Origin of the sequence: Helicobacter mastomyrinus (genome assembly GCF_039555295.1) — a bacterium.
GTDB classification, from domain to species: Bacteria; Campylobacterota; Campylobacteria; order Campylobacterales; family Helicobacteraceae; genus Helicobacter_C; species Helicobacter_C mastomyrinus.
The window spans coordinates 530,108-550,673 of the sequence record NZ_CP145316.1 but is presented as its reverse complement, the minus strand read 5'-3'; the positions used below and the strand labels follow the sequence as shown (position 1 = coordinate 550,673).

Here is a 20,566-nt window from a genome sequence, read left to right as displayed (position 1 = left end):
GAAGTTTGTAAATGCCTGTGCTTAGATAATATCTAGTGAAGCCTATGCTTTACTTATCGTTCAAACAAAAACTATTTACAGATATGAAAATTTTTTTTGTTATGATTAATGTATATCCTCAATAAAAGGAATAATATGCGTATTTTACAACCTATTTTTTTATATGTAATGTGTGTTTATGTGCTTATGGCAGCTGATACTAATACTCCGCCACACACAATGCAGCACCACGAGCAAATACTGCAAAGCACCTCTTCGCCCTCACTAACAGAGCAAATGATGAATCTTATGCATGAGTCGATGATGGAAGTGCCTTTTGTAGAGGAAGATAACCTTGATTTCAATTATCTCTCTAATATGATTCCCCATCATCAAGGAGCTATCGAGGCTGCAGAACTTTTTTTAAAACATTCTAAAAATCAAAAACTACGAGCTATCGCTCAAAATATTATCAAGACTCAGCAGGCAGAAATCGCCACCTATGAGCTACTTATCACTCAGCTTAAAGAGCAAAAAAAGTTATATAGCCCAAAAGAAGTAACCCTTTATAACGCTCAAGCTAAAGCCGATATGGAATCTATGCTTCAAGCGATGAATGAAGTTGCGCTAAACCAAAGCCTAAACCGCGTTTTTCTTGCTGGTATGATTCCCCATCATCAAGGAGCTATCACCGCTTCAAAGCAGATTCTCCAATATACGCAAAATGCAGAAATAAAGGCTATCGCACAGCAAATTATTAGCACACAAGAGGCAGAAATTGAGACCTTCCAAACCCTCCTTCAAACAATCCGCTAGAAATATGAGGCGCACTCAAGTGTCGCCTCACAACAAAATAGAATCTCCTGCTATCCCTATTGGCATAACCCAAACGCTCCGCCTTGCAAGATTCTCCCCAAATGGCGTATATCTCACGCCTATTGTGTCTAAAGATTCTACAAATTGCACTTCTCAAATACCCCAAATCCTACTGCCCAATAAATTTATTACCCCGCAACATCGTTTAAATGATAATATATCCGTATTTGTCTATACAGATTCTAATGACCGCCCCATTGCCACTACGCAAATCCCAAAGGCACAATGTGGAGACATAGCCACCTTGCAAGTTGTGGGGCATTCTCCCTTTGGTTGCTTTTTGGACTTAGGCTTAGATAAGGATATTTTTATGCCCTGTAAGAATCCTACACGTTTTGCCCTAAATACATCAGTATGTGTCTTTATTACATTAGATAAGCAATCTCGTCTTATCGCAAAGTGTGATATTAAACCCCATCTTAAAAACGCAATGCTAAAGCCCCATAGCAAGGTAAATGCCTTTCTTTTTGAATCTTCCCCGCTTGGCTTTGGTTGTGTCGTGGAGGGGCAGTATTATGGGCTACTTTATCATAATCAAATTCCGCAAGGAGAGTGTATTAAGCTGGGTGCTTCTATCCACGCCTATACACAAGGCTATCGTGCTGATGGGAAGCTTGACCTCACACTTTTTACCCCTCACAACACAGCGCAAAAACAAATGCTACTAGATTCTATGCCTTTATCTTTGCATTTTGATGCTTCGCCAGAGCAGATTTTTGAGCGATTTAAGATAAGTAAAAAGCTCTTCAAACGTCTCATCAATGAGCTTACACGAGAGGGTAAAATCGCATTTATGCAAAATGAGGGCGTATTTAAACAAACAAACTAAAGGAGGTAATATGACAGTACTTATCACAGGGGGTTCATCGGGCATTGGTGAGGCTATCGCTAGAATCTTTGTGGCACATTCTCATCGCGTGATTATCCTTGCGCGTAGGAAAGCAGCACTTACAAAGCTACAAAGCGCATTGGGGGATTTATGCCAAAGTATCGCTTGTGATGTAACAGATACAAAAAGCATAGAATCTGCTATTAAAGCCTTGCCCCCTAGCTTTCAAAATATTGATGTGCTAGTGAATAACGCCGGAAAGGCTTTAGGCTTAAGCAGTGCGGACAAAGCCGATATACGTGATTGGGAGGAGATGGTAGAGGTTAATGTCCTAGCTCTTATTAAACTCACGCATTTGCTTTTGCCACAAATGGTAGCACAGGGCTATGGGCATATTATCAATATCGGCTCGATTGCCGGGAGCTATTCTTATCCGGGTGGGAATGTTTATGGTGCGACAAAAGCCTTTGTTAGGCGATTTAGCCTTAATCTCCGCGCGGATTTATATGATAAAAATATCCGTGTAACTGATATTGAGCCGGGCTTGTGCGGGGGGAGTGAGTTTTCATTCGTGCGATTTAAAGGTGATGAGGCAATGGCAAAGAGTGTGTATGCGGATACTACGCCTCTAATGCCTGAAGATGTGGCTCAAAGTGTGCTATGGGTAGCGAGTTTGCCACAGCATATAAATATCAATACTCTTGAAATTATGCCTACTATTCAAGCCCCGGCAGCTCTTAATGTCCATAAACACACAAAATTATAAAAAAGTGGTAAAATCTGCTTTTATTTAATGTTTTAATACCAAAGGAGAATGTATGCAATGGAACGCACAGGGTTGGCGTAACAAACCTATCAAACAGCACCCCGTCTATGAAGACAAGGCACTTTTAGAATCTGTGGAGGCACAGCTAAAATCCTATCCGCCATTAGTCTTTGCGGGGGAAGCACGAGTCTTGCAAGAGCGATTAGCCCAAGTGTGTAGGGGCGAGGCATTTTTGTTGCAAGGTGGGGATTGCGCGGAGAGCTTTTCACAATTTAATGCTATTAATATTCGCGATTTGTTTAAAGTTATCATTCAAATGGGGGCGATTCTCACATTTGGCGCTTCCTGCCCGATTGTCAAAGTGGGGCGAATCGCCGGGCAATTTGCTAAACCCCGCTCAAGTGATATGGAAACTTGCGATGGGTTAAGTTTGCCAAGTTATCGCGGAGATATGATTAATGATATGGCGTTTAATGCTAAGGCGCGAGAGCATAATCCTAATCGGCTTTTACAAGCCTATCATCAAAGTGCGGCTACGCTTAATCTTCTACGTGCGTTTGCACAAGGTGGCTTTGCAGATTTAAATCAAGTGCATAAATGGAATCTAAGCTTTGTAAAAAATAATGCTTTTGGGCGTAAATATGAGGAATTAGCCTCACGCATTACACAAGCACTTGATTTTATGAAAGCCTGTGGGATTAATCCAGAGCACCCATCTTTGCGCGAGACAGAGTTTTATACCTCTCACGAGGCATTAGTGCTGCATTATGAGGAGCAGCTTTGTAGGCAGGATTCTCTAAGTGGGGATTGGTATGATTGCTCCGCGCATATGCTGTGGATTGGAGAGCGCACAAGGGGGCTTGATGAGGCGCATATAGAATTTCTGCGCGGGGTTAAGAATCCTGTGGGTGTGAAAATTGGACCTAATGCGAGCAAGGCGGATATTATGGGGATTTGCGATAAGCTCAATCCTCACAATATCAGCGGTAGACTGAATCTCATCGTGCGTATGGGGGCAGATACGATTAAAAAGAATTTCCCCCCACTTCTAGAATCTATTCATAAAGAGGGGCGGGAGATTGTATGGAGCTGCGACCCAATGCACGGCAATACGATTAAGGCAAATAGTGGCTATAAAACGCGTGTGTTTGATAGTGTGCTTGATGAAGTCAAAAGTTTCTTTGAGATTCATAAAGCCTGTGGTAGCTATGCGGGAGGAGTGCATTTAGAGATGACAGGAGCTGATGTAACAGAATGTGTTGGCGGCTCACAGGCAATTACAGAAGAGGGCTTAGCGTGTAACTATAGCACGCAATGCGACCCTCGCCTTAATGCCACTCAAGCCATTGAAATGGCTTTTCTTATCGCAGATATGATTAAAATCGCTAAGGCTTAAAGCCCTAGTTGCATTGCCTTTTAAGACCTCTTTAGATTCTCTAGTTTATCTATGCTCTTGCTACTGCAGCTAAAGCTGCCGCAAGGGTCTTGCACACTTAAGGCAAAGCCTCTCGTGTGCGCCTAAAGGATACACTTATAACCGCACTTCGTTTGGTTATCAAATGAGTTTTAAGGTAGAGATTCTCTGGTCTATGTTTCTCCCCACAAGTGAGGTATATCCTCACTTGTATAAAAATAAAATAGGCACGATAGTGCATACCTTGAAAGCGGTGTAGGGGGTGAGCGATATATTTGCGAACGCCACTTGTGGCAGGGGGGATATATAAGGGGGAGCGAGAGGGTAATCCAACGAGCTGACTTCTTTAAGCCCCTCCCCCTTATAGAAAAAGAAAAAAAGAGAATAGACTAGTGATTTTAAACCTTAGAAAATGAGTTGATGAAGTCCCACAAGGGTAAAACAAGGCGAAACTGCAGTTTTTAACTCTATTCTTTAGGTGAAAATAGAGGGCTTAGCTCTCTATTTTAAGACCTTTGTTACCGCGATATAATCGCTGCACTTGCTTTGCTTAAGGATTGAGCCATCACAAAATGTGGGACTTACAGAAAAGTAATATGCTTTATTTTATTGCTATTGATCCGCGGATTTAATAACTCTCTCATTTAAAGGCTGCACTTCCCTTGCATTATAATGTAAAATATTTTGCAGAGATTCTAACTGCTTTTGGGATAGCATAAGAGGATTTTTCATCACCACCCATTGCACATTTTCAGTGCAAGGCGGGGTAGTCAAGCTCCCTATAAATTCATAATATGATGTATTCTTTGGAAGTAGGGTGCTGATGTCAAAAGCTTTGAATTCCATAGATTTATCCACGGCGTGTGGTGCACTTTTTATAATTTCCTCTAATGCCGCATTATCAGTCCCTTCCTCAAAAAGCACACTCACAACAAGCAGCTTCCCATCTGCATTTTTATGCACTAAATGCACTTCAAGCGGATAGGCTATGCCATTAATCCTATTTTCACTGGGGGTATGAAAGTGAAACTGCACAAGTTGATATAAAGAGCCATTAAACGTAAGCGTAGAATCTGTGCCATCGATATTTACTTGGATAGAATGCCCGTTATTGATGAGGTTTTTTGTATTCCTAGCATAGGCAAAAGCTAGGTTATATTGCGTTTTTTGTGTTTGGGTATCGATAATATCAATAGGTGTTTGCATCTTTCCTACTTGGCATTTGGTAAAGTTTTTATCTAGCTCTCCCCAATACTTTGGACCTCTATCTTTACTATAATCCCATTGGATATAAGCCTCATCAGCCATTAGCCCACTTAGTAAAAATACACTTATACACATATATAGCTTTGGTTTAAACATATTCACTCCTTAAAAATGCTTGAAATCAAGGAGCGATTGTAATGTCTAAATATTAATGCGCATTTAATCCTAAAATTTCTTTTTATTGACATCTTCTAAAATCTGCTGCGCGATAGAATCCACGGCTTTGGAAATATCTTGTGTATGATGAGCAATATCAGCATTTTGCTGGGTAACGCCCTCTAGCTGCGCTACTGCTTCATTGATTTGTGCTACCTCTCCTGCTTGTTTATTAATAGATTCTGCCATATCATTGATAGATTGCACAAGTAAATTTGTATTTGCCTCTATCTCGCCTAAACTTCTTTGTGTGCGCTCAGCTAGCTTTCTTATCTCATCAGCTACCACTGCAAAGCCTCGTCCGTATTCTCCTGCACGTGCTGATTCTATACTTGCATTAAGCGCTAAGAGATTGACTTGATCGGCTATGTCTCGAATGATAGCAATAATATTTTTAATATCATCACCTTGTGCGACTACTTCAGTAGTGCGCTCACGCATATTTTGCATAGAAGAGCTAATCTCTTCTATGGCGGAGGCTGTCTGCTCTAATGAGGTAGCTTGCGTGGTTGAGCCATGAGTAAGATGAGAAACAGCTTTATCAAGATCCTTTGCTCTTTGGGCTAATGTTTGTGCAAAATCACTTGAGATACGCAACATTTGGGAAATCTCTTGTCCTAAAATATTTGCTGTAACTTCCACATTGCCTGTTGCATTGGGAATAGAGCTTGTAAAATCAAGGTTTTTGTATTGTTCAAAAGTATTATGAATGAGGTTTATATCGCTTCCTATGCGCTTTTGCAGCACATCAAGCAGTCTATTAAGAATATCTTGGAGTTTGATAAGCTGCGGATTATTTGCCTTAGCTTGTAAGCGAATGTTCAAATCCCCTTGCTCAACTTTATGCACAGATTCTATCGCTTGAGCAATGGCGATATTATCTACCTTGGTATGTTCTTTAATATTGGCAACGGCTTCATTGATACGTGCTGCCATTCTGCCTAGTTCATCACCTTTGTATAAGGCAATAGTTTCTACATCATTGCTCTCGTGTTTCAAGAATGCGAAAAATCGTTTTAAGCCTTCATAAATAGTATGAATATCTCTTTGCACATAGAGTTTGACATAGCCTACTACGATGAGATTCACAAGCACCATAACTATAAGCAAGATAACAATTGTGCTCTTCTCTGTGGATCTTAGATCTGCATAAAGCTCATCATAGGAGATGAAATTAAACATTGTCCAATATATGCCCTCCCAAATTTCAAAGTTATATAAGGCGCATAATCCCTTGTTGCCGGTTATTGAAGTCATCTCTACGATATCACTTCCTGCTTTTTGAGACTTTTGCAGTTCAATAGCTTTTCTTGCGCCATCAGTATTTCTCACATTTAGAAGAGACTCTCCTATTTTGTCTTTATCATAATACATCGTGAGTAAGCCGCCTTCTCCAATCAGCAATTGCACAAAATGCTCAGCCAAATTGCTGTCTTTGGGGAAAATCTTTTCGCTTAGTTCATTCATATTGATAAGTGCGCCCACAACACCTATGCGTTGATTTTTGTGATATATAGGGAAGGCAATACTAATGGCTTTTAACTCTTGGTTGTGATATAAAATAGAAGTAGGGGCAGAGATAATAGCTTTTTTTGTATGCTCTTGTACAGGTAGCGTAGGAGCAAAGGCTTCAATGATATTTTTGCCATCTTTGGTTCGTATTTCATCATTAGAAGCCTCATAAATCCCTGAATTAACGCTATTTAGCTCATTGTCAATAAATACTATACCTTCTTTTACTTTTTGACTATATGCGGTATGTTCTACTTTGATGTAAGTAGCAATGATACTTGGATCATAATCAGCTATATAGCTTAACAAATTGCGTAAAGTTACATTTAGCACAGCGGTATTATGTTCTAAATTTGCGCTAATGGACTTTGCCACTGCTTCTAGCCCGCCTCCAGCGATACGAAAATACTCTTTGACAGATTGCGAATCATTGGACGCAACAGTGAGTAGGAATTTTTGAGCTTCTTTTTCCATACTCTTTTCAATATTATGTGAAACAAGGAAAATCGCCCATATATTTCCTATGAGCAAAACCAGTGTCAAAAGTAAGCTGATCTTATTGCCAATACTTACATTTTTTAGCATATATTCTCCTTTGTAACGATCCTAATCCTTTTTAATGATATTTTTTATTATATTAAAATCAAATCAAAATATCAGAAACAAACTATGGGTTGCTAAAACAAAAAAACAGCAAACAAGATTCCAAATTTGCTTACTCACAAGTGGGTTACATAAGAATAAAATTGCACGATAGATTCGCAAATATACCGCTCATTAAGAACAATAGTATGCGCTTTATGGATTTATGAAGTTTTTTATTGAGAGGAGGAAACTTAGATATGGTGATTACTTTTTGTTTATTCTTACATCATTTTCAAGAGATTTTGTAAAAGTTTGTGTGTATGTATTTTATAAACAAGGACTATATCACTGCTTTTTAAGCAAAGTATAAGGCTTTTATTTGTCAAAATCTAGATATTAGATACTTATTTTATATCGCCAAAGGGTGAGAATCTCACTTAAACGTTTAGGCTTAAATCCCAATTGTTCGCAACTGACATTAAAGCAAAAAGAATTATTCGTATCGCGTGAGTGGATATGCCCGTGGATATTAAGAGAGCAATCAGCTAGGATAAAAAGCCTATCAAGCACATCACGGCTCTTGGCAAAGCGGTCATTTACCTTGCGATTAAACACTGGAAAATGTGAAAACATAATCCGCTCTTTCCCAATATTCTGCACGATAGCATTAAGATAAATATCCTCTTTGATGAATATTTTGCCAAATTCATCATAAAGCTTTTGGAGAATCTCCCCTCCCTGCGGGATACACAGATTTAATCCCTGCTGCACATTCCATTTTTTTAATTCTTTAAGCTTTTCAAAACGTTTGACATCATTATTCCCTACCACAAGGATTTTTCTACCTTTGAGTTCTTTAAGATAAGAGAAACCGCCGGGATAATACAAATCCCCTAAATGCAAGATTCTATCCTTTTTCCCCACGGCTGCATTCCATAAGTCCTTGTGAAAGGTATAAAAATCATCATATCCACACGCCTTAGCACTTTTAAGTCGTGAGGGTTCTTTTTCTAGCACGGCTTTATGCCCAAAATGACTATCAGAAATCAAAAATATATTTTCGTCAATGGGGCATTTCATAAAAACCTTTCATAATGGCTTAAGAAGTCGCTTTGCTACATAGCCATTAATCTCGCGACTCCCAAAAATATAGCGAATTTTCGCCCATTCATCATTCTCTCCTTCAAATGAGAGTATTTGCATTTCCCGCCCCAAAGGAGCTTTAGCAATCACAGGTGCATTACGTGAGGGATTAGTGCGGATAAGAGCTATATTCACTATGATTTTAGCATTGTTTGGGCTGCCAGATTCTGCTTTTTTTAAGGAGCTTTTGTCTATTGTTAAATCGAGTGGCTTCTTGTCTATTGGGCTTGGTGACTTAGGCAATGGCACCGCATCTGTTATTTTTGTCTCTATTTTGTCTGTAAGGGCGCTAGAGATGATATAGCCCTCTTTGATATGTGCATTATTGGTAATCTTGCTCCATTTACCTTGAGATTCTAAAACTTGCAATGTTGTGCCTTGCGGGAGTTTAGCAATAATAGGACTTTGGGTAGTGGGCTTAGTGCGGACATTTACACCACGAGGTGAGGCAACCCATATTTTTTGAAGCTCTGTAGGCTGCGGAGAGGGCTTTGGCTCATCTGTATTTTTTGGTCGTGGCTTTTTATTATCTTTTATGTGTTTTTGTGTGGGTTTGGTAGGTGGCAAGGAGGCTGCTTGCGCTGTGTCTATGTTTTTAGATTCTCTAAGAGGTGCGGGTGTATAGGCTATGGCTTGATAGGTCGAGGATTGAGGTTTGGGAGGATTCTTAAAGGAGATAATTACTATACCACTCAATATATCTTTTTTGTGATATATTTCTGCGCGATAGCTAAGGGCTTGTGTATCAATGCTGTATCGCGGAATAAAGTCTTTTTTGTAGATTCTAATGCCTACTTCATCGGGCATAGGGGAGTTGTCATTAGGCTTGACATAGCCTATCACATTTATGCGGTAATCCTCAAGCGGCTCAAACTCGATAGAATCTTTGGCATAGACAATTGAACCTATCGGCACAGATTGCCATTGCTCATCGATTTTTATGCGGATATGCTGAAGTGATGCATCAAATGTGTGATATTGCGGAATCAATGTGCTTATAGTGCGTGAGCCATATTTAAGCTCAATATTGCCCTGTGTATTGCGCACTAAGCCTAGTAGGTGGCTATCACTTTGTGTTTTAATGTGCTTGGGTGCGGTGTTTTTGGGCAATGGAAAATGTGTAAGAAATGGACGTAGAGAATCTAAAGGTAGAGTTATATGCTCTTCAATTTTTATCTGCAAGAGTGCGGGGGAAAGAAGCTCTTTAACTGAAGCGACATTAAGCTCAAAATCCCTCTCAAAGCCTATACCAAGCTGTCCTAGCAAAGATTCAATAGCTAGGAGATGATAATACACACGTGTGGGAATATCTAGCTCTTTGCTGGCTTCATTTGTTAGTGCTGGTTTGCCAAGTGAAAGAGAGAAAAATGTTAAAGCTTTGAGTTGTTCTGTATTATTTTTAGCTTTCGTGTGAGTATTATGCACGTGGTAGCGATGGAGGGGGTTAAGTATATGGAGATTAATATCTGCTACCATTTGAGCGACAAAGGATTCTAAATCGCCATATTTTGCCCCATTAAGCTCGGGCTGGTCAATCACAGAGCAATTTCCCCAACGCGCAGGATTCAAAAGATTACTTATATATTGAGGGCGCCAGTATCCGCTCCCATCGTGCAAATGTAAGGATATATCAATATCTTTTTCTGCTAAAAGCTGTTTAATCTTTTGGATACTTTGATAATCTGGGTCATTAGTTGCAAGTGCGGTAAACTTGCGATTCATATCGCCATATACGCCACGCATATTGGCAAACATACCGTGAGGATTCACCACAGGCACGACCCAAACGCTGCCTTTGGTAATCTTATAATGGCGCATAAAAATATCAGTGGAATAATACGCGCCGGGCTCATCCCCGTGAATCCCGCCCATTAAAAGCAAGGTTGGTGCGCGTTTATCGTTTTCATTGAGTTTATAAAGTGCAAAATCACGCACGAGATTTTCAGCATTGAGTGTGCAAAATGTAACAATAAGTGATATAAATATAAGAAAAAACCGCATTACAAGCCTTTGCTTTTCTCTATCCGTGCATTTCTTTCTCCCTCCATTTCTTTATACAGCACCGCACACGCTTTAGCGAGTTCACGAATTTGCAAGATATAATCCTGCCTTTGGGCGACAGAAATAGCCTTACGCGCATCAAGGATATTAAAACAATGGCTTGTAAGCATTGTATAATCATACGCAACAAGAGGGATTCTCGCTTGGAGACAGTTTTTCACTTCTTTAGCATATTGTTCAAAAAGCGCAAAAAGCATTTTGGTATCTGCTACATCAAAATGATAGGTAGAAAATTCATATTCACCTTGTAAATGTACGTCCGCATACGACATAGGGTGTGTGTTTGTGGGGTCATTCCACGCAATTTCAAAGATATTTTCTACTCCTTGTATATACATTGCTAATCTTTCCACGCCATAGGTAATTTCCACCGCGACGGGTTGGCAAGGAATCCCGCCTACTTGCTGAAAATATGTAAATTGCGTTACCTCCATACCATCAAGCCACACTTCCCAGCCAAGTCCCCAAGCACCAAGTGTGGGGGATTCCCAATTATCCTCTACAAAACGCACATCGTGAGCGCGTAAGTCTAAGCCCAATGCCTCAAAGCTACGCAAATATATCTCTTGTATATTATCTGGGCTTGGCTTGATAAGCACTTGAAATTGATAATAACTTCCTAGGCGATTAGGATTCTCTCCATAGCGCCCATCTGTTGGGCGACGTGATGGGGCGACATAAGCTACACTCCAAGACTTAGAATCTAAGCTTCTAAGCAGAGTAGCCGGGTGGAATGTCCCAGCTCCTGCGGGAATATCATAGGGCTGCACGATAAGGCAGCCTTGATTTTTCCAAAATTCTTGTAGGGTTAGTAAAATATTCGAAAAACTTAGCATATCACTCCTTTTGCACTTTTGTATTGTGGATAAACATCATTGCTCCCTTTTGCACCCCACAATATGCTGCCACCACATCGCACTTGACCTTAAAAAGCAAAAATAATCGTTCATCTTTGTGCATATTTAAACATTCAAAATTCCCCATACCCTTAGCAAGTATCACATCAGCCCTATCATAGATAGCTTGGGCTTGAGGTAAGGCGTCCGTATATACAAATCCCGGGCTTCTCACGCCAGAATCAAGTAAAGTGCAATACTCCTGCATATCCTTAGCCAAAGGGTGAGACATATCCTCTAATGTAAGATCATTGATGATAGGCTTACCACGTAGGGCATAATAAATCTCTATATGCGGATATATCTCCTTTAATGTGGCGATAAGCACCTTATCAAAGATATTTTCTCCAGCATTATCAGCAATATAAAGTAATGTTTTAGCAGAGAGTTTGTCAATAAATGCAGGGAGGCAAAAGGTAGCAAAATGTATGGATTCAAAGCCAAAATTGGCATTATCAAAATCAAAGCTATGCTGTGAGCCATAATCAATGACATTACCTAAAATTGCCATTTTGACTGCCCATTCTAGCCGTTTATATACAGAATCCTCTTTTATTTGTTTAGAATCTGGGCCATTAGTAGCGAATAAAAGTGGTGGTGGAGGGTATTTGTGAAGTAAATTTTGCACAATATGGTGAGCTTTTGTCATACTCTCTTGCTTGATATGATAAAAGGGATCGCTAAGCCCTGTATCACGTGCAAGAGTTTTATATACATCAATGGCGATTTGAGGTGGGAGCAATCCTTTATTTTTGGCAGATTCTAAAATATGCTGTATATTTTGTGTGATGTGCTTATCGGGGATATGTAGCAGTTGGCAGAGATGTTTAACTTGCCTTTGAAGACAGGTAAAACACGCATTTTGAGCTATCATTTTGGTTCTGTCATATTAGCGACTTTACCCCACATAAGGCGATATTTGCGCTTCATAAATTCAATTTCCTCACGTGAGCGTTCTAGTTCTGTACGCAAGGTTTCCATCGTCTTCTTATCATCATCATAGACTTCCTGCATAGAGATAAGGGCGTCTTTAAGAAAGGTATTTTCGTTTTTAAACGCACTGATGGTTTCATCTTTTGCCGCAATGACTTTATCGTGTAAGCCTAGAATGGTAGAGATGGTTTTTTCCACAAATACAGGGTCTAGCTCTTTGCCATTCATATCTGCGGATACAAGATTAGATTCTACTTTTTTGACTAATGCACCCACACCTGAAGTTGCGTCTATAAAGGTTTTTTCTTCCTCTGTTTTGCTTTTGAGACTGCCTTCATTAATGAGCTCAGTGATTTTTTCTTCACTTAAACCTGAAAGTTTTACAAATTCTTCGAGCTCAAGCCAAGTATTTGAAGCTTCCATTAGCCCCTCCTCACCTCTATCTCTGCAGAATCTAGCTCTACTTTTTTAGCCTTCATCACGCGATCTTCTATGAGCTTTCCTGCGAGTTCATCATTTTTAAGGCTTAAAATTTGCATTGCTAAATACGCTGCATTAATCGCCCCAGCCTTGCCAATGCTCACTGTGGCTACGGGCATAGAGCTAGGCATTTGCACGGTAGAAAGGAGGGCATCTAACCCATCAAGTGCACCACCACTTAAAGGCACACCGATAACGGGTTTGCACGTTTGAGAGGCAATCGCCCCGGCAAGATGTGCTGCCATACCCGCTGCGCCGATGAATACTTGCGCACCACGAGATTGTGCGTCTTTGATATAGGATTTTGTGCGCTCTGGTGAGCGATGAGCCGAGCTAATAATCACCTCATAGGCGACATCAAACTTTTTCAATACCTCTATGCACTCACTCATCACGTTCCAATCGCTTTTGCTCCCCATAATCACGCTTATAAAATCCATTTTCTACTCCTTGGTTTTTAGGCTTGAAATTCTATCATATTTGTTTTAAACTAACTTTGCTCAATCCATTGCATAATGCAAGAGCGAATGGCTGAAATCGCTACTACATCTTTTTGTGTGATAGGTTTATTAAAAAGTGTGCTAATGGCTTGAGGAAGCACGGCTGATGTATGCTCACAAATATCTTTAATCGCATTTTTTTCATCACTATAAACATCTTGCAGGCTATAGGCTTCTTGCAGGGCTTCCCAAACGCTCGGGGCGAATTTGCTCCATTCTGCTGTGGCAAGGAAAACGCTTTTATCTATAATATTTTCTTTTTGCAGTTTTTTTGCTCCATAGTAGGCAATCGCACTATGTGGGTCAAGCACAAACCCCTTTTTTATGACTTCTGTCATACTTTGTAGGCATTGAGTATCATCGCAATATAATGCGCTAAAATCATCTTGTAGGAGGGCTAATTCATCTTGGTTAAGGCTATATGCGCCTTTTGTTTGCAAAGATTCCATTAATTGCCGTGTGCGCTTAGCTCCAAAAAGCGCATAAAGCACCCTTTCAACATTTGAGCTTTTAAGAATATCCATCGCGGGGGATTTTGACCTCAATAAAACGCGTGAAGAGACATCATATACACCGCTATGGATAAAATCGCTTAAGATATTATTTACATTTGAAGCTACAACGAGCTTTTGCAAGGGTAAGCCCATTTTTTTAGCAAAAAACGCTCCTAAAATATTGCCAAAATTCCCGCTTGGCACGACAATTGAAATTTTTTCCCCAAAGGTGATTTGAGCATTTTTAAGGAGACTAAAATACGCCCAAAAATGATAAATGATTTGAAAAACAATGCGGCCTATATTGACAGAATTTGCTGCAGAGAGGTAAATGCCTTGTGCGTGGAGATTTGTGATAAAATCTTTATCGTTAAGGAGGTTTTTAAGTGCGCTTTGTGCGTCATCAAAGTTGCCCTTAATGCCTATTACCTTGCAGTTTGAGGCATTTTGAGTAGTCATTTGCAATCTTTGTATATCACTTGTGCCGCCATCAGGATAGAGACAAATAACCTTAATATAAGGCTTATTCGCAAAGCTTTCTAGCGTGGCAGGTCCGGTATCACCGCTTGTAGCAGCAAGAATCAAATAAGTTTGTTTTTTTTGTGCGGCAAAATGTGAAAGTAATGCTCCAAAAGGTTGCAATGCCATATCTTTAAATGCGCGAGTAGGACCAGAGTAGAGATTAAGCATAAAGAGATTATCGCTAAACTTGTGTAATGGGGCGGGATTATTTGGATTATCAAAGCTTTTGTAGCATCGCAATACATCTTTTAAAAGTGCTTCATCAAGTCCTAAGTTAAGAATCTTAAAAAGTTTGATACAAAGCCCTTCATAGCTTAAATTACTCAAGGAGATAATATCTTGTGTGCTAAGTTTGGGCAGAGTATCAAAAGTGTAGAGCCCTCCCTGTGGTGCGGAGGGATTGAGAATAGCGTCTTTGAAGCTTTTTGCAAGAGCGGGGTTAGAATCTCTTGTAGAGATGAAAGTGCGGATATTCATAGTATTCCTTGCGAGTAGATTGTTACACAAATTTGTAAGTATTCTACCATACCCAATTAATAACACGATTAAAAGAAATTAAGAAGTGGGTTAGAGAATACAAGATTCTCTAGCAGAAGATTCTTTTAAAGAGAGAGAGCTTAATAGAATCTTAGAAAGTAAGGTTGTATCCAATTTGCACGATATAGGTGCGAAGTGTAGCTGTTCCTTTAGTTTGGGTTTGAGGATTGTTAGTTTCATAATCATAAGCTACTAATGGAATCTTTGCTCCAAGCAGAATCTGGTTTTTATCATTGAAATTATATGTAAGCCCTACGTTTACAGGCACAGCAAGTCCACCCTTAGCTCCTTCAGTAGGAATAGTGGCTCCACCCATTTTCCATGTAGGATTATATTGTTGATAGCCTACACCAATACCGAGATATGCACCAAAAGCAGGAGTGAAATTAAAGTAGTAATCCACATTTGCTGTAATTAAGTGCTGATTAATATCAGCTTCACTTTTACCTATTGCCTCACTATCTTTAGAACCTTTACTTTGATTATAGTTATAGCTAAGATACCATTTAAGCCCATAATTTTGGCTCAAAGCTTGTTTGTAGCCGACATCAACCCCTACTGCCCAGCCTATACCAGTTGTAGGAAAAAAATCCTTTGTTGCTGCTAAAGAACCTTTATAATCCGGTGTAGTAATAGGCACTCCTGCATTTACACCAACAAATAAACCACTACTTTGTGCATTTGCTACACACAAAAGACTTGCACTCAATACACTTGAGATTAAAATTTTTTTCATAAATACTCCTTTTTGTCCTTGAATATGTGTTTATGAGAGGGACATATCATTATAGAGTGAGATTCAAAAAAAAAAAAAACGAATCCTTTATTTTTACGCAAAATGTTTTAGTATTGATACAAAAGGTTGCATATACACCAATGAGAGTAAGAATCCTCAAAGTGTATATTTATAAGTTATGATAATTAAGAGAGGGTATAGTTCTGTTGTTTGAGCCATTCTTGGCTATTTATGCGCACTTGTCTATCAAGAGCAGTGATTGAATTTAAATCGTTGAGTGAGTTAAAGTTAAAATCTGCAAATTGCTCCATTATTGCTGCTATAAGTGTGCTTATAGCTCCAAAAGGTATGCTATTAGCTAAAAAATATTGCACTGCTACTTCATTGCTTGCATTAAGCACTATGCCTTTTTGAGGGGTTTGTAGTATTTCATCTTTGAGATTCCACAAGGGATAGCGATGAGGGTCAATAGGCTTAAGGCATAGATTTAAAGAGGTAAGAGAAAGTGGCTTGATATATCTGTGCTGTGAGGCTAGAATGGGATTAAGTGCATAGGCAATAGGGAGCTTCATATCTGGGTTGCTAATATGGGCAATAATACTGCCATCGGGGTGTTCGACAAGGGCGTGGATACTAGAGCTAGATTCTATAAAGGCGTCTATATGCTGTGTATTAAAGAGCCAACGTGCTTCGAGAATCTCAAAAAGTTTATTTGCCATAGTGGCTGAATCTATGGTGATTTTCTGTCCCATTTGCCAATTAGGGTGTTTGAGGGCTTCTTGTGGTGAGGCGCAAGCAATTTTATCTAATGGATAGTCTCGAAAAGCCCCACCACTTGCGGTAATATAGAGTTCATTTATAGGGCGATTTTGTGTGAGATACCATAATCCAAAATGTTCGCTATCAATGGGCGTAATCTGCTCTTTTTGCAAAAGCCAACCAGCATTTACGAGTGATTCCTTATTGGCTAGAGCGAGTTTTTTACCACATTGTAAGGCTTTGAAGCTAGGGGCAAGCCCTGCAAATCCCACAAGGGCATTGAGGACAAGAGTAGATTGGGAGGATTCTATCATTTCTAAAATCCCCTCTGCTCCATAAAATAAGCGATAATCTCCTTTGATAAGACGAATAGAATCTGCTTTATGGGCGATACATACATTTTTAGGATTATATTGTGCAATTTGTTGATTTAAGAGAGAGATATTCCTACCCGCACATAAAGATTCTATGCGGATAGAAAAAGCTGCAGCGATCTCAAGGGCATTTGTGCCAATACTACCGGTGCTGCCAAGAAGAATCATAAAGAGACTTTAAAGCATAATAGTGATGTTATTATAGCCGGGTAGGAAAAAAAGCAAAAAGTGCATTACCACCGCACCAAAGAGTATGGCATCAAGTCTATCTAGCACACCACCGTGCCCGGGTAATAATGAGCCGCTATCTTTTACTCCTGCTTCACGTTTTAAGTAGCTTTCAAATAAATCTCCAAAAACAGCACTAAGAGCTACAACAAAGGTAATACCAAGCGAATATAAAAAGTTCCCACAAGTACCAATGCCTACAATTGAGCCAAAAGCCACACCAAAGATAACCCCGCAAATCACGCCTTCAAGGGTTTTTTTAGGGGAAGTAGGGCAAAAGGGCGTTTTACCGAAGGCTTTGCCGCCAAAATACGCTCCTGTATCGGTAAATGCTACAATTACAATTAACCATACAATAACCCATACACCAGCTCCCCCAGCGTCTTTATAGAGTGCGTAAATACTTAGAAATGGCAGAAGTGGGTAGATGAAAGGAAGTAAGGTTTTAAGCGTGATTTTTTTGCTATAAGCAAGATAAGACGCATAGAGAATGAGTACAAAAAGAGCAGATTCTATAACGCGGTCATTAAAATACGCACATAGCCAAGCCAAAATAGTGGCGATATAATAATGTAAAGCAGATTCTAGTTTGTAGAGAGAAAGAACCTCTTGCATAGCAATGACACAAAGAAATGCAAGCACAATGCAAGTAAGCAGGGGTGAATCAATGCTTAAGACAAGCACAAGTAAAATAATTAAGGCAATAGCAGTAAGAAATCGTGCCTTATCAGAAAGAAACCTTATTTTTGCTTTCTCTTTAAGGCGAGCGTATAGTGATACGTTGTCTTTAGGGGTATTGGGGGATTGCTGTGTATTGTCATTCATACATTATCCTTTGTGCTAGGTAATATGAGAGTATTGTAGCATAAAGATTTTTAGATTCAAAAATACTTACGATAGGGCGGTAATCTCTGTTAAGGTTGCGTTACCAAAAAGATTTTTGTATGTGGCTTGAATGCAACTATCCTCTTCATATAAGATAGCATTTTCTTTAGCTTTTTGATAAGCCTCTTTGCTTTGCAGCCCAAGCTGCACCCATACACATAAGCGGCTTTTGTCAAAGGAGCTATAAGGAGTGAGGGCGCATATTTCATTCATCACATCTCCTAGTGCTTCACTTTTTCTAAAGATGTTGATAATATCGCATACTTCCCCATTTTGCGCCATTACTGCAAAGGCATCATTGAGTGAGCAAAATACTTCTCTTCCTAGAATCTCCCCACCACGCGGATAAATAGGGATAATATCATAACCCCTAGATAATAGAAATGCCCCTACCTGATAGCTTATCTTATCTTGCTGAGGGCTTAAGCCTACAATAACAATTTTTCTTGCGTTTTTTAGGATAGTTGCTTTTTGTGTGTTATGCAATAGTGCCATAGCGTTTTCCTTTCGTATGAATATTTACTATAACATAGAAATATTAAACGATAGGCTGCATTTATATTGTATGTATTTTGTGCAAGCGCAGTTATTGCAATCTTGTGAGAAAGCTACTTCCACAAAGCGCTAATGAGTAGAGGATAAAATCTTATGCTTTTGTAAGGCTAGGTTATTTAAGCCAAATATCTATCTGCTAGATTGGTTTTTTAAGGCTTGGATTTTATAGTTTTATTCCTCAATGTAGTTTTTTAGTTTTCTACCTACTTTTGGATGTTTGAGCTTTTTGATAGCACTAGATTCTATTTGCCGCACTCTCTCGCGCGTTACATTGAGTTCCTTACCGATTTCTTCTAATGTCCTATCGCTTTCATCATCTAAAAGTCCAAAACGCATACGTATTACAGCTTTTTCTCTGTCATTAAGCTGTTCAAGTACTTCATCAATTTGCACTTTTAAATCTTCCTTGAGGATATAATCCATAGGTCCTACAGAATTTTTGTCTTCTACAAAATCCCCAAATTTACCATCATCATCATTTCCAATAGGGGCATCAAGGCTCACTGGTTCTTTGGTAATTTTAATAACATTCTTTACTTTATCAATGGAAAGTCCTACCTCTTTAGCAATAAAATCAATATCTGGTTCTTTGCCTGTCTCTTGGACGTGCTTGCGTATAATTTTGTGGATTCTATTAATTGTTTCTATCATATGAATGGGAATGCGAATAGTGCGCGCTTGGTCAGCAATGGCTCGTGAGATAGCTTGCCTAATCCACCACGTAGCATAAGTAGAAAATTTAAAGCCTTTTTTGTATTCAAACTTATCCACAGCCTTCATTAGCCCGATATTGCCCTCTTGTATCAAATCAAGGAATGGCAAACCGCGATTAGTATATCGCTTGGCAATGCTCACCACAAGGCGGAGGTTGGATTTTGCCATTTTTGCTTTTGCTTTATCGGAGATAGATTTCCCACGCTTAATTTGTTCTAGGATTTCTTTGAGCTTTTCGGGTTCAAGGTTAAAACCTCCTTCACTTGCTTCCTTAGTTTGAAAAAGTTTTTTGAGTTCCATATACACATTTACCATTGTGGTTTCTGGCACCATAGAGGCGATTTCATCGCGTGTCATATTGGTAATATTGGCAAGAATTTTTTTGTGATTTTGTATTAATATATCATTAAATAATGGTAGTTTATATTCAAGTCTTTTTAGCTCACGCTCAAAGCCATCACCGCTTTTTAAGGTATTTTCCATTGCTCTTACAAGCTCACTAATGAGCTTACTTGTAGGTCCTAAGTCTAAAAGTTTTGTTTTGAGGATATGCTTTTTGTGTGAAAGTAGCAAAATATGGCTAAGCTCATCCTCGCCCTCTGCTAATGGGCCTTCAAGTAGTTTAAGCCATTCTTTTTTTGCCTTATCAAGTGCTTTGAAACTTTCCATTACCTTTTCTACACGTTTTTGGTCTCTCTTTGAGTTCTTACGTGCATTTTCCTCTTCTTCTATATCAAAATCTTCCTCTTCATTTAATTCCTCTTCCTCTTCGTCATCATCAAAACTTTTGAAGAGTTCTTTAACCCTTCGCTCACGATTAATCAAGGCATCTTTATAATCATAAATAAAGTCAATCAAATAAGGCACGGAGCAAATTGCATCTAAGATAGTATTCTCCCCTAGCTCAATTTGCTTACTTAGGCTAATTTCTTCCTCTTTTGTCAAAAGTGGAATCTGCCCCATTTCACGTAGATACATACGTACAGGGCTATCGCTCCTACTCCACTCAAGAAGCTCTTTATCTTTCATAAAGTCAAATTCATCTTCAAGCTCTTCATCAAGCATTTTTTTTCTATCTGCTTGACGTTTGATTTGTTCTTGAGTATTAAGCACTTTTGCCGCTTCAGAGGAGCTTAAAAGTTTCTTTTTGTATTTTTTGCTCAAGTCTTTAATTTTTTTGACCTGTCCGCTTGTGGGAGCTTTGAGCATAATTTGAGCAATTTTTTCATACGTAATATAATCGCTATCTTCTTCTTTAAACAAATTTTCCAATTCAGCATTCACTTCTTTTGACTTTTTGTTTATTTTGTCAGCTTTTTCTTGCATACTATACCCTTGCAGTGATTTTGTTTAAAAGGCTGCTTTA

Annotated in this window: 18 protein-coding genes; 4 read left to right on the top strand and 14 right to left on the bottom strand. The window is 39.2% G+C overall.

Annotated elements, in window-relative coordinates:
• The first annotated feature begins 135 nt into the window (after positions 1-135).
• The 4 genes from V3I05_RS02815 to V3I05_RS02800 are packed head-to-tail and all read left to right on the top strand — an operon-like array spanning position 136 to position 3,846.
• Complete coding sequence (locus V3I05_RS02815; protein ID WP_343353934.1) at positions 136-795, top strand: DUF305 domain-containing protein; 660 nt, start codon at positions 136-138, stop codon at positions 793-795.
• A 19-nt stretch (positions 796-814) separates the two neighbouring features.
• Complete coding sequence (locus V3I05_RS02810; RefSeq protein ID WP_343353932.1) at positions 815-1,684, top strand: S1-like domain-containing RNA-binding protein; 870 nt, start codon at positions 815-817, stop codon at positions 1,682-1,684.
• Between the two features lie 10 nt (positions 1,685-1,694).
• Positions 1,695-2,450, top strand: a complete 756-nt coding sequence (locus V3I05_RS02805; protein ID WP_343353930.1) for an SDR family NAD(P)-dependent oxidoreductase — start codon at positions 1,695-1,697, stop codon at positions 2,448-2,450.
• A gap of 52 nt (positions 2,451-2,502) precedes the next feature.
• Entirely contained in the window at positions 2,503-3,846 is a 1,344-nt protein-coding gene (locus tag V3I05_RS02800; RefSeq protein ID WP_343353928.1) for a class II 3-deoxy-7-phosphoheptulonate synthase, read from the top strand.
• 630 nt (positions 3,847-4,476) lie between these two features.
• On the opposite strand, the gene V3I05_RS02795 is transcribed toward V3I05_RS02800, so the two are convergent.
• The 14 genes from V3I05_RS02795 to rpoD all read right to left on the bottom strand — a co-directional run bounded on the left by V3I05_RS02795 (position 4,477) and on the right by rpoD (position 20,526).
• Positions 4,477-5,226 (bottom strand): carbonic anhydrase family protein, encoded by a 750-nt coding sequence (locus tag V3I05_RS02795; protein ID WP_343353927.1) that lies wholly within the window; start codon positions 5,224-5,226, stop codon positions 4,477-4,479.
• 69 nt (positions 5,227-5,295) lie between these two features.
• Positions 5,296-7,383: a methyl-accepting chemotaxis protein gene (locus V3I05_RS02790; RefSeq protein ID WP_343353925.1), complete on the bottom strand. Its 2,088-nt coding sequence runs from the start codon at positions 7,381-7,383 to the stop codon at positions 5,296-5,298.
• Positions 7,384-7,779: 396 nt separating this feature from the next.
• Positions 7,780-8,463 (bottom strand): metallophosphoesterase, encoded by a 684-nt coding sequence (locus V3I05_RS02785; RefSeq protein ID WP_343353924.1) that lies wholly within the window; start codon positions 8,461-8,463, stop codon positions 7,780-7,782.
• Between the two features lie 9 nt (positions 8,464-8,472).
• Positions 8,473-10,527 carry a M99 family carboxypeptidase catalytic domain-containing protein gene (locus V3I05_RS02780; RefSeq protein WP_300450841.1) on the bottom strand — a complete coding sequence of 685 codons (2,055 nt, stop codon included), beginning with the start codon at positions 10,525-10,527 and terminating at the stop codon, positions 8,473-8,475.
• Positions 10,527-11,423, bottom strand: a complete 897-nt coding sequence (gene glyQ, locus V3I05_RS02775) for a glycine--tRNA ligase subunit alpha (protein ID WP_343353922.1) — start codon at positions 11,421-11,423, stop codon at positions 10,527-10,529. The genes V3I05_RS02780 and glyQ overlap by 1 nt, the downstream gene beginning before the upstream one ends.
• A gap of 1 nt (position 11,424) precedes the next feature.
• Positions 11,425-12,357, bottom strand: coding sequence for a damage-control phosphatase ARMT1 family protein (locus V3I05_RS02770; RefSeq protein ID WP_300450834.1), 933 nt, complete (start codon positions 12,355-12,357; stop codon positions 11,425-11,427).
• Positions 12,354-12,839, bottom strand: coding sequence for a DUF3972 domain-containing protein (locus tag V3I05_RS02765; RefSeq protein WP_300450832.1), 486 nt, complete (start codon positions 12,837-12,839; stop codon positions 12,354-12,356). Before V3I05_RS02765 ends, V3I05_RS02770 begins: the two co-directional genes overlap by 4 nt.
• On the bottom strand, positions 12,839-13,336 hold the full coding sequence (gene purE, locus V3I05_RS02760) for a 5-(carboxyamino)imidazole ribonucleotide mutase (protein WP_295699672.1): 498 nt from the start codon (positions 13,334-13,336) through the stop codon (positions 12,839-12,841). The genes V3I05_RS02765 and purE overlap by 1 nt, the downstream gene beginning before the upstream one ends.
• Positions 13,337-13,386: 50 nt before the next feature.
• Positions 13,387-14,889 (bottom strand): threonine synthase, encoded by a 1,503-nt coding sequence (gene thrC, locus V3I05_RS02755; protein ID WP_300450830.1) that lies wholly within the window; start codon positions 14,887-14,889, stop codon positions 13,387-13,389.
• Positions 14,890-15,040: 151 nt separating this feature from the next.
• On the bottom strand, positions 15,041-15,685 hold the full coding sequence (locus tag V3I05_RS02750) for an outer membrane beta-barrel protein (RefSeq protein WP_295699677.1): 645 nt from the start codon (positions 15,683-15,685) through the stop codon (positions 15,041-15,043).
• 185 nt (positions 15,686-15,870) lie between these two features.
• The gene (gene dxr / locus V3I05_RS02745; protein ID WP_300447811.1) at positions 15,871-16,986 is read right to left on the bottom strand and encodes a 1-deoxy-D-xylulose-5-phosphate reductoisomerase; all 1,116 of its coding nucleotides are present in this window, start codon (positions 16,984-16,986) and stop codon (positions 15,871-15,873) included.
• Positions 16,987-16,995: 9 nt separating this feature from the next.
• Positions 16,996-17,871, bottom strand: a complete 876-nt coding sequence (locus V3I05_RS02740; RefSeq protein WP_343353917.1) for a phosphatidate cytidylyltransferase — start codon at positions 17,869-17,871, stop codon at positions 16,996-16,998.
• 66 nt (positions 17,872-17,937) lie between these two features.
• Entirely contained in the window at positions 17,938-18,426 is a 489-nt protein-coding gene (locus V3I05_RS02735; RefSeq protein ID WP_295699682.1) for a CoA-binding protein, read from the bottom strand.
• Between the two features lie 231 nt (positions 18,427-18,657).
• Complete coding sequence (gene rpoD / locus V3I05_RS02730; RefSeq protein WP_300447817.1) at positions 18,658-20,526, bottom strand: RNA polymerase sigma factor RpoD; 1,869 nt, start codon at positions 20,524-20,526, stop codon at positions 18,658-18,660.
• Between the last annotated feature and the right edge of the window lie 40 nt (positions 20,527-20,566).

Bases quoted from the DNA above. Each gene is read 5' to 3' on its own strand.
- V3I05_RS02815 (WP_343353934.1), top strand. From the start codon at position 136: ATGCGTATTTTACAACCTATTTTTTTATATGTAATGTGTGTTTATGTG.
- V3I05_RS02805 (WP_343353930.1), top strand. From the start codon at position 1,695: ATGACAGTACTTATCACAGGGGGTTCATCGGGCATTGGTGAGGCTATC.
- V3I05_RS02800 (WP_343353928.1), top strand. From the start codon at position 2,503: ATGCAATGGAACGCACAGGGTTGGCGTAACAAACCTATCAAACAGCAC.
- V3I05_RS02795 (WP_343353927.1), bottom strand. From the start codon at position 5,226: ATGTTTAAACCAAAGCTATATATGTGTATAAGTGTATTTTTACTAAGT.
- V3I05_RS02790 (WP_343353925.1), bottom strand. From the start codon at position 7,383: ATGCTAAAAAATGTAAGTATTGGCAATAAGATCAGCTTACTTTTGACA.
- V3I05_RS02785 (WP_343353924.1), bottom strand. From the start codon at position 8,463: ATGAAATGCCCCATTGACGAAAATATATTTTTGATTTCTGATAGTCAT.
- V3I05_RS02780 (WP_300450841.1), bottom strand. From the start codon at position 10,527: ATGCGGTTTTTTCTTATATTTATATCACTTATTGTTACATTTTGCACA.
- glyQ (WP_343353922.1), bottom strand. From the start codon at position 11,423: ATGCTAAGTTTTTCGAATATTTTACTAACCCTACAAGAATTTTGGAAA.
- V3I05_RS02770 (WP_300450834.1), bottom strand. From the start codon at position 12,357: ATGATAGCTCAAAATGCGTGTTTTACCTGTCTTCAAAGGCAAGTTAAA.
- V3I05_RS02765 (WP_300450832.1), bottom strand. From the start codon at position 12,839: ATGGAAGCTTCAAATACTTGGCTTGAGCTCGAAGAATTTGTAAAACTT.
- purE (WP_295699672.1), bottom strand. From the start codon at position 13,336: ATGGATTTTATAAGCGTGATTATGGGGAGCAAAAGCGATTGGAACGTG.
- thrC (WP_300450830.1), bottom strand. From the start codon at position 14,889: ATGAATATCCGCACTTTCATCTCTACAAGAGATTCTAACCCCGCTCTT.
- V3I05_RS02750 (WP_295699677.1), bottom strand. From the start codon at position 15,685: ATGAAAAAAATTTTAATCTCAAGTGTATTGAGTGCAAGTCTTTTGTGT.
- dxr (WP_300447811.1), bottom strand. From the start codon at position 16,986: ATGATTCTTCTTGGCAGCACCGGTAGTATTGGCACAAATGCCCTTGAG.
- V3I05_RS02740 (WP_343353917.1), bottom strand. From the start codon at position 17,871: ATGAATGACAATACACAGCAATCCCCCAATACCCCTAAAGACAACGTA.
- V3I05_RS02735 (WP_295699682.1), bottom strand. From the start codon at position 18,426: ATGGCACTATTGCATAACACACAAAAAGCAACTATCCTAAAAAACGCA.
- rpoD (WP_300447817.1), bottom strand. From the start codon at position 20,526: ATGCAAGAAAAAGCTGACAAAATAAACAAAAAGTCAAAAGAAGTGAAT.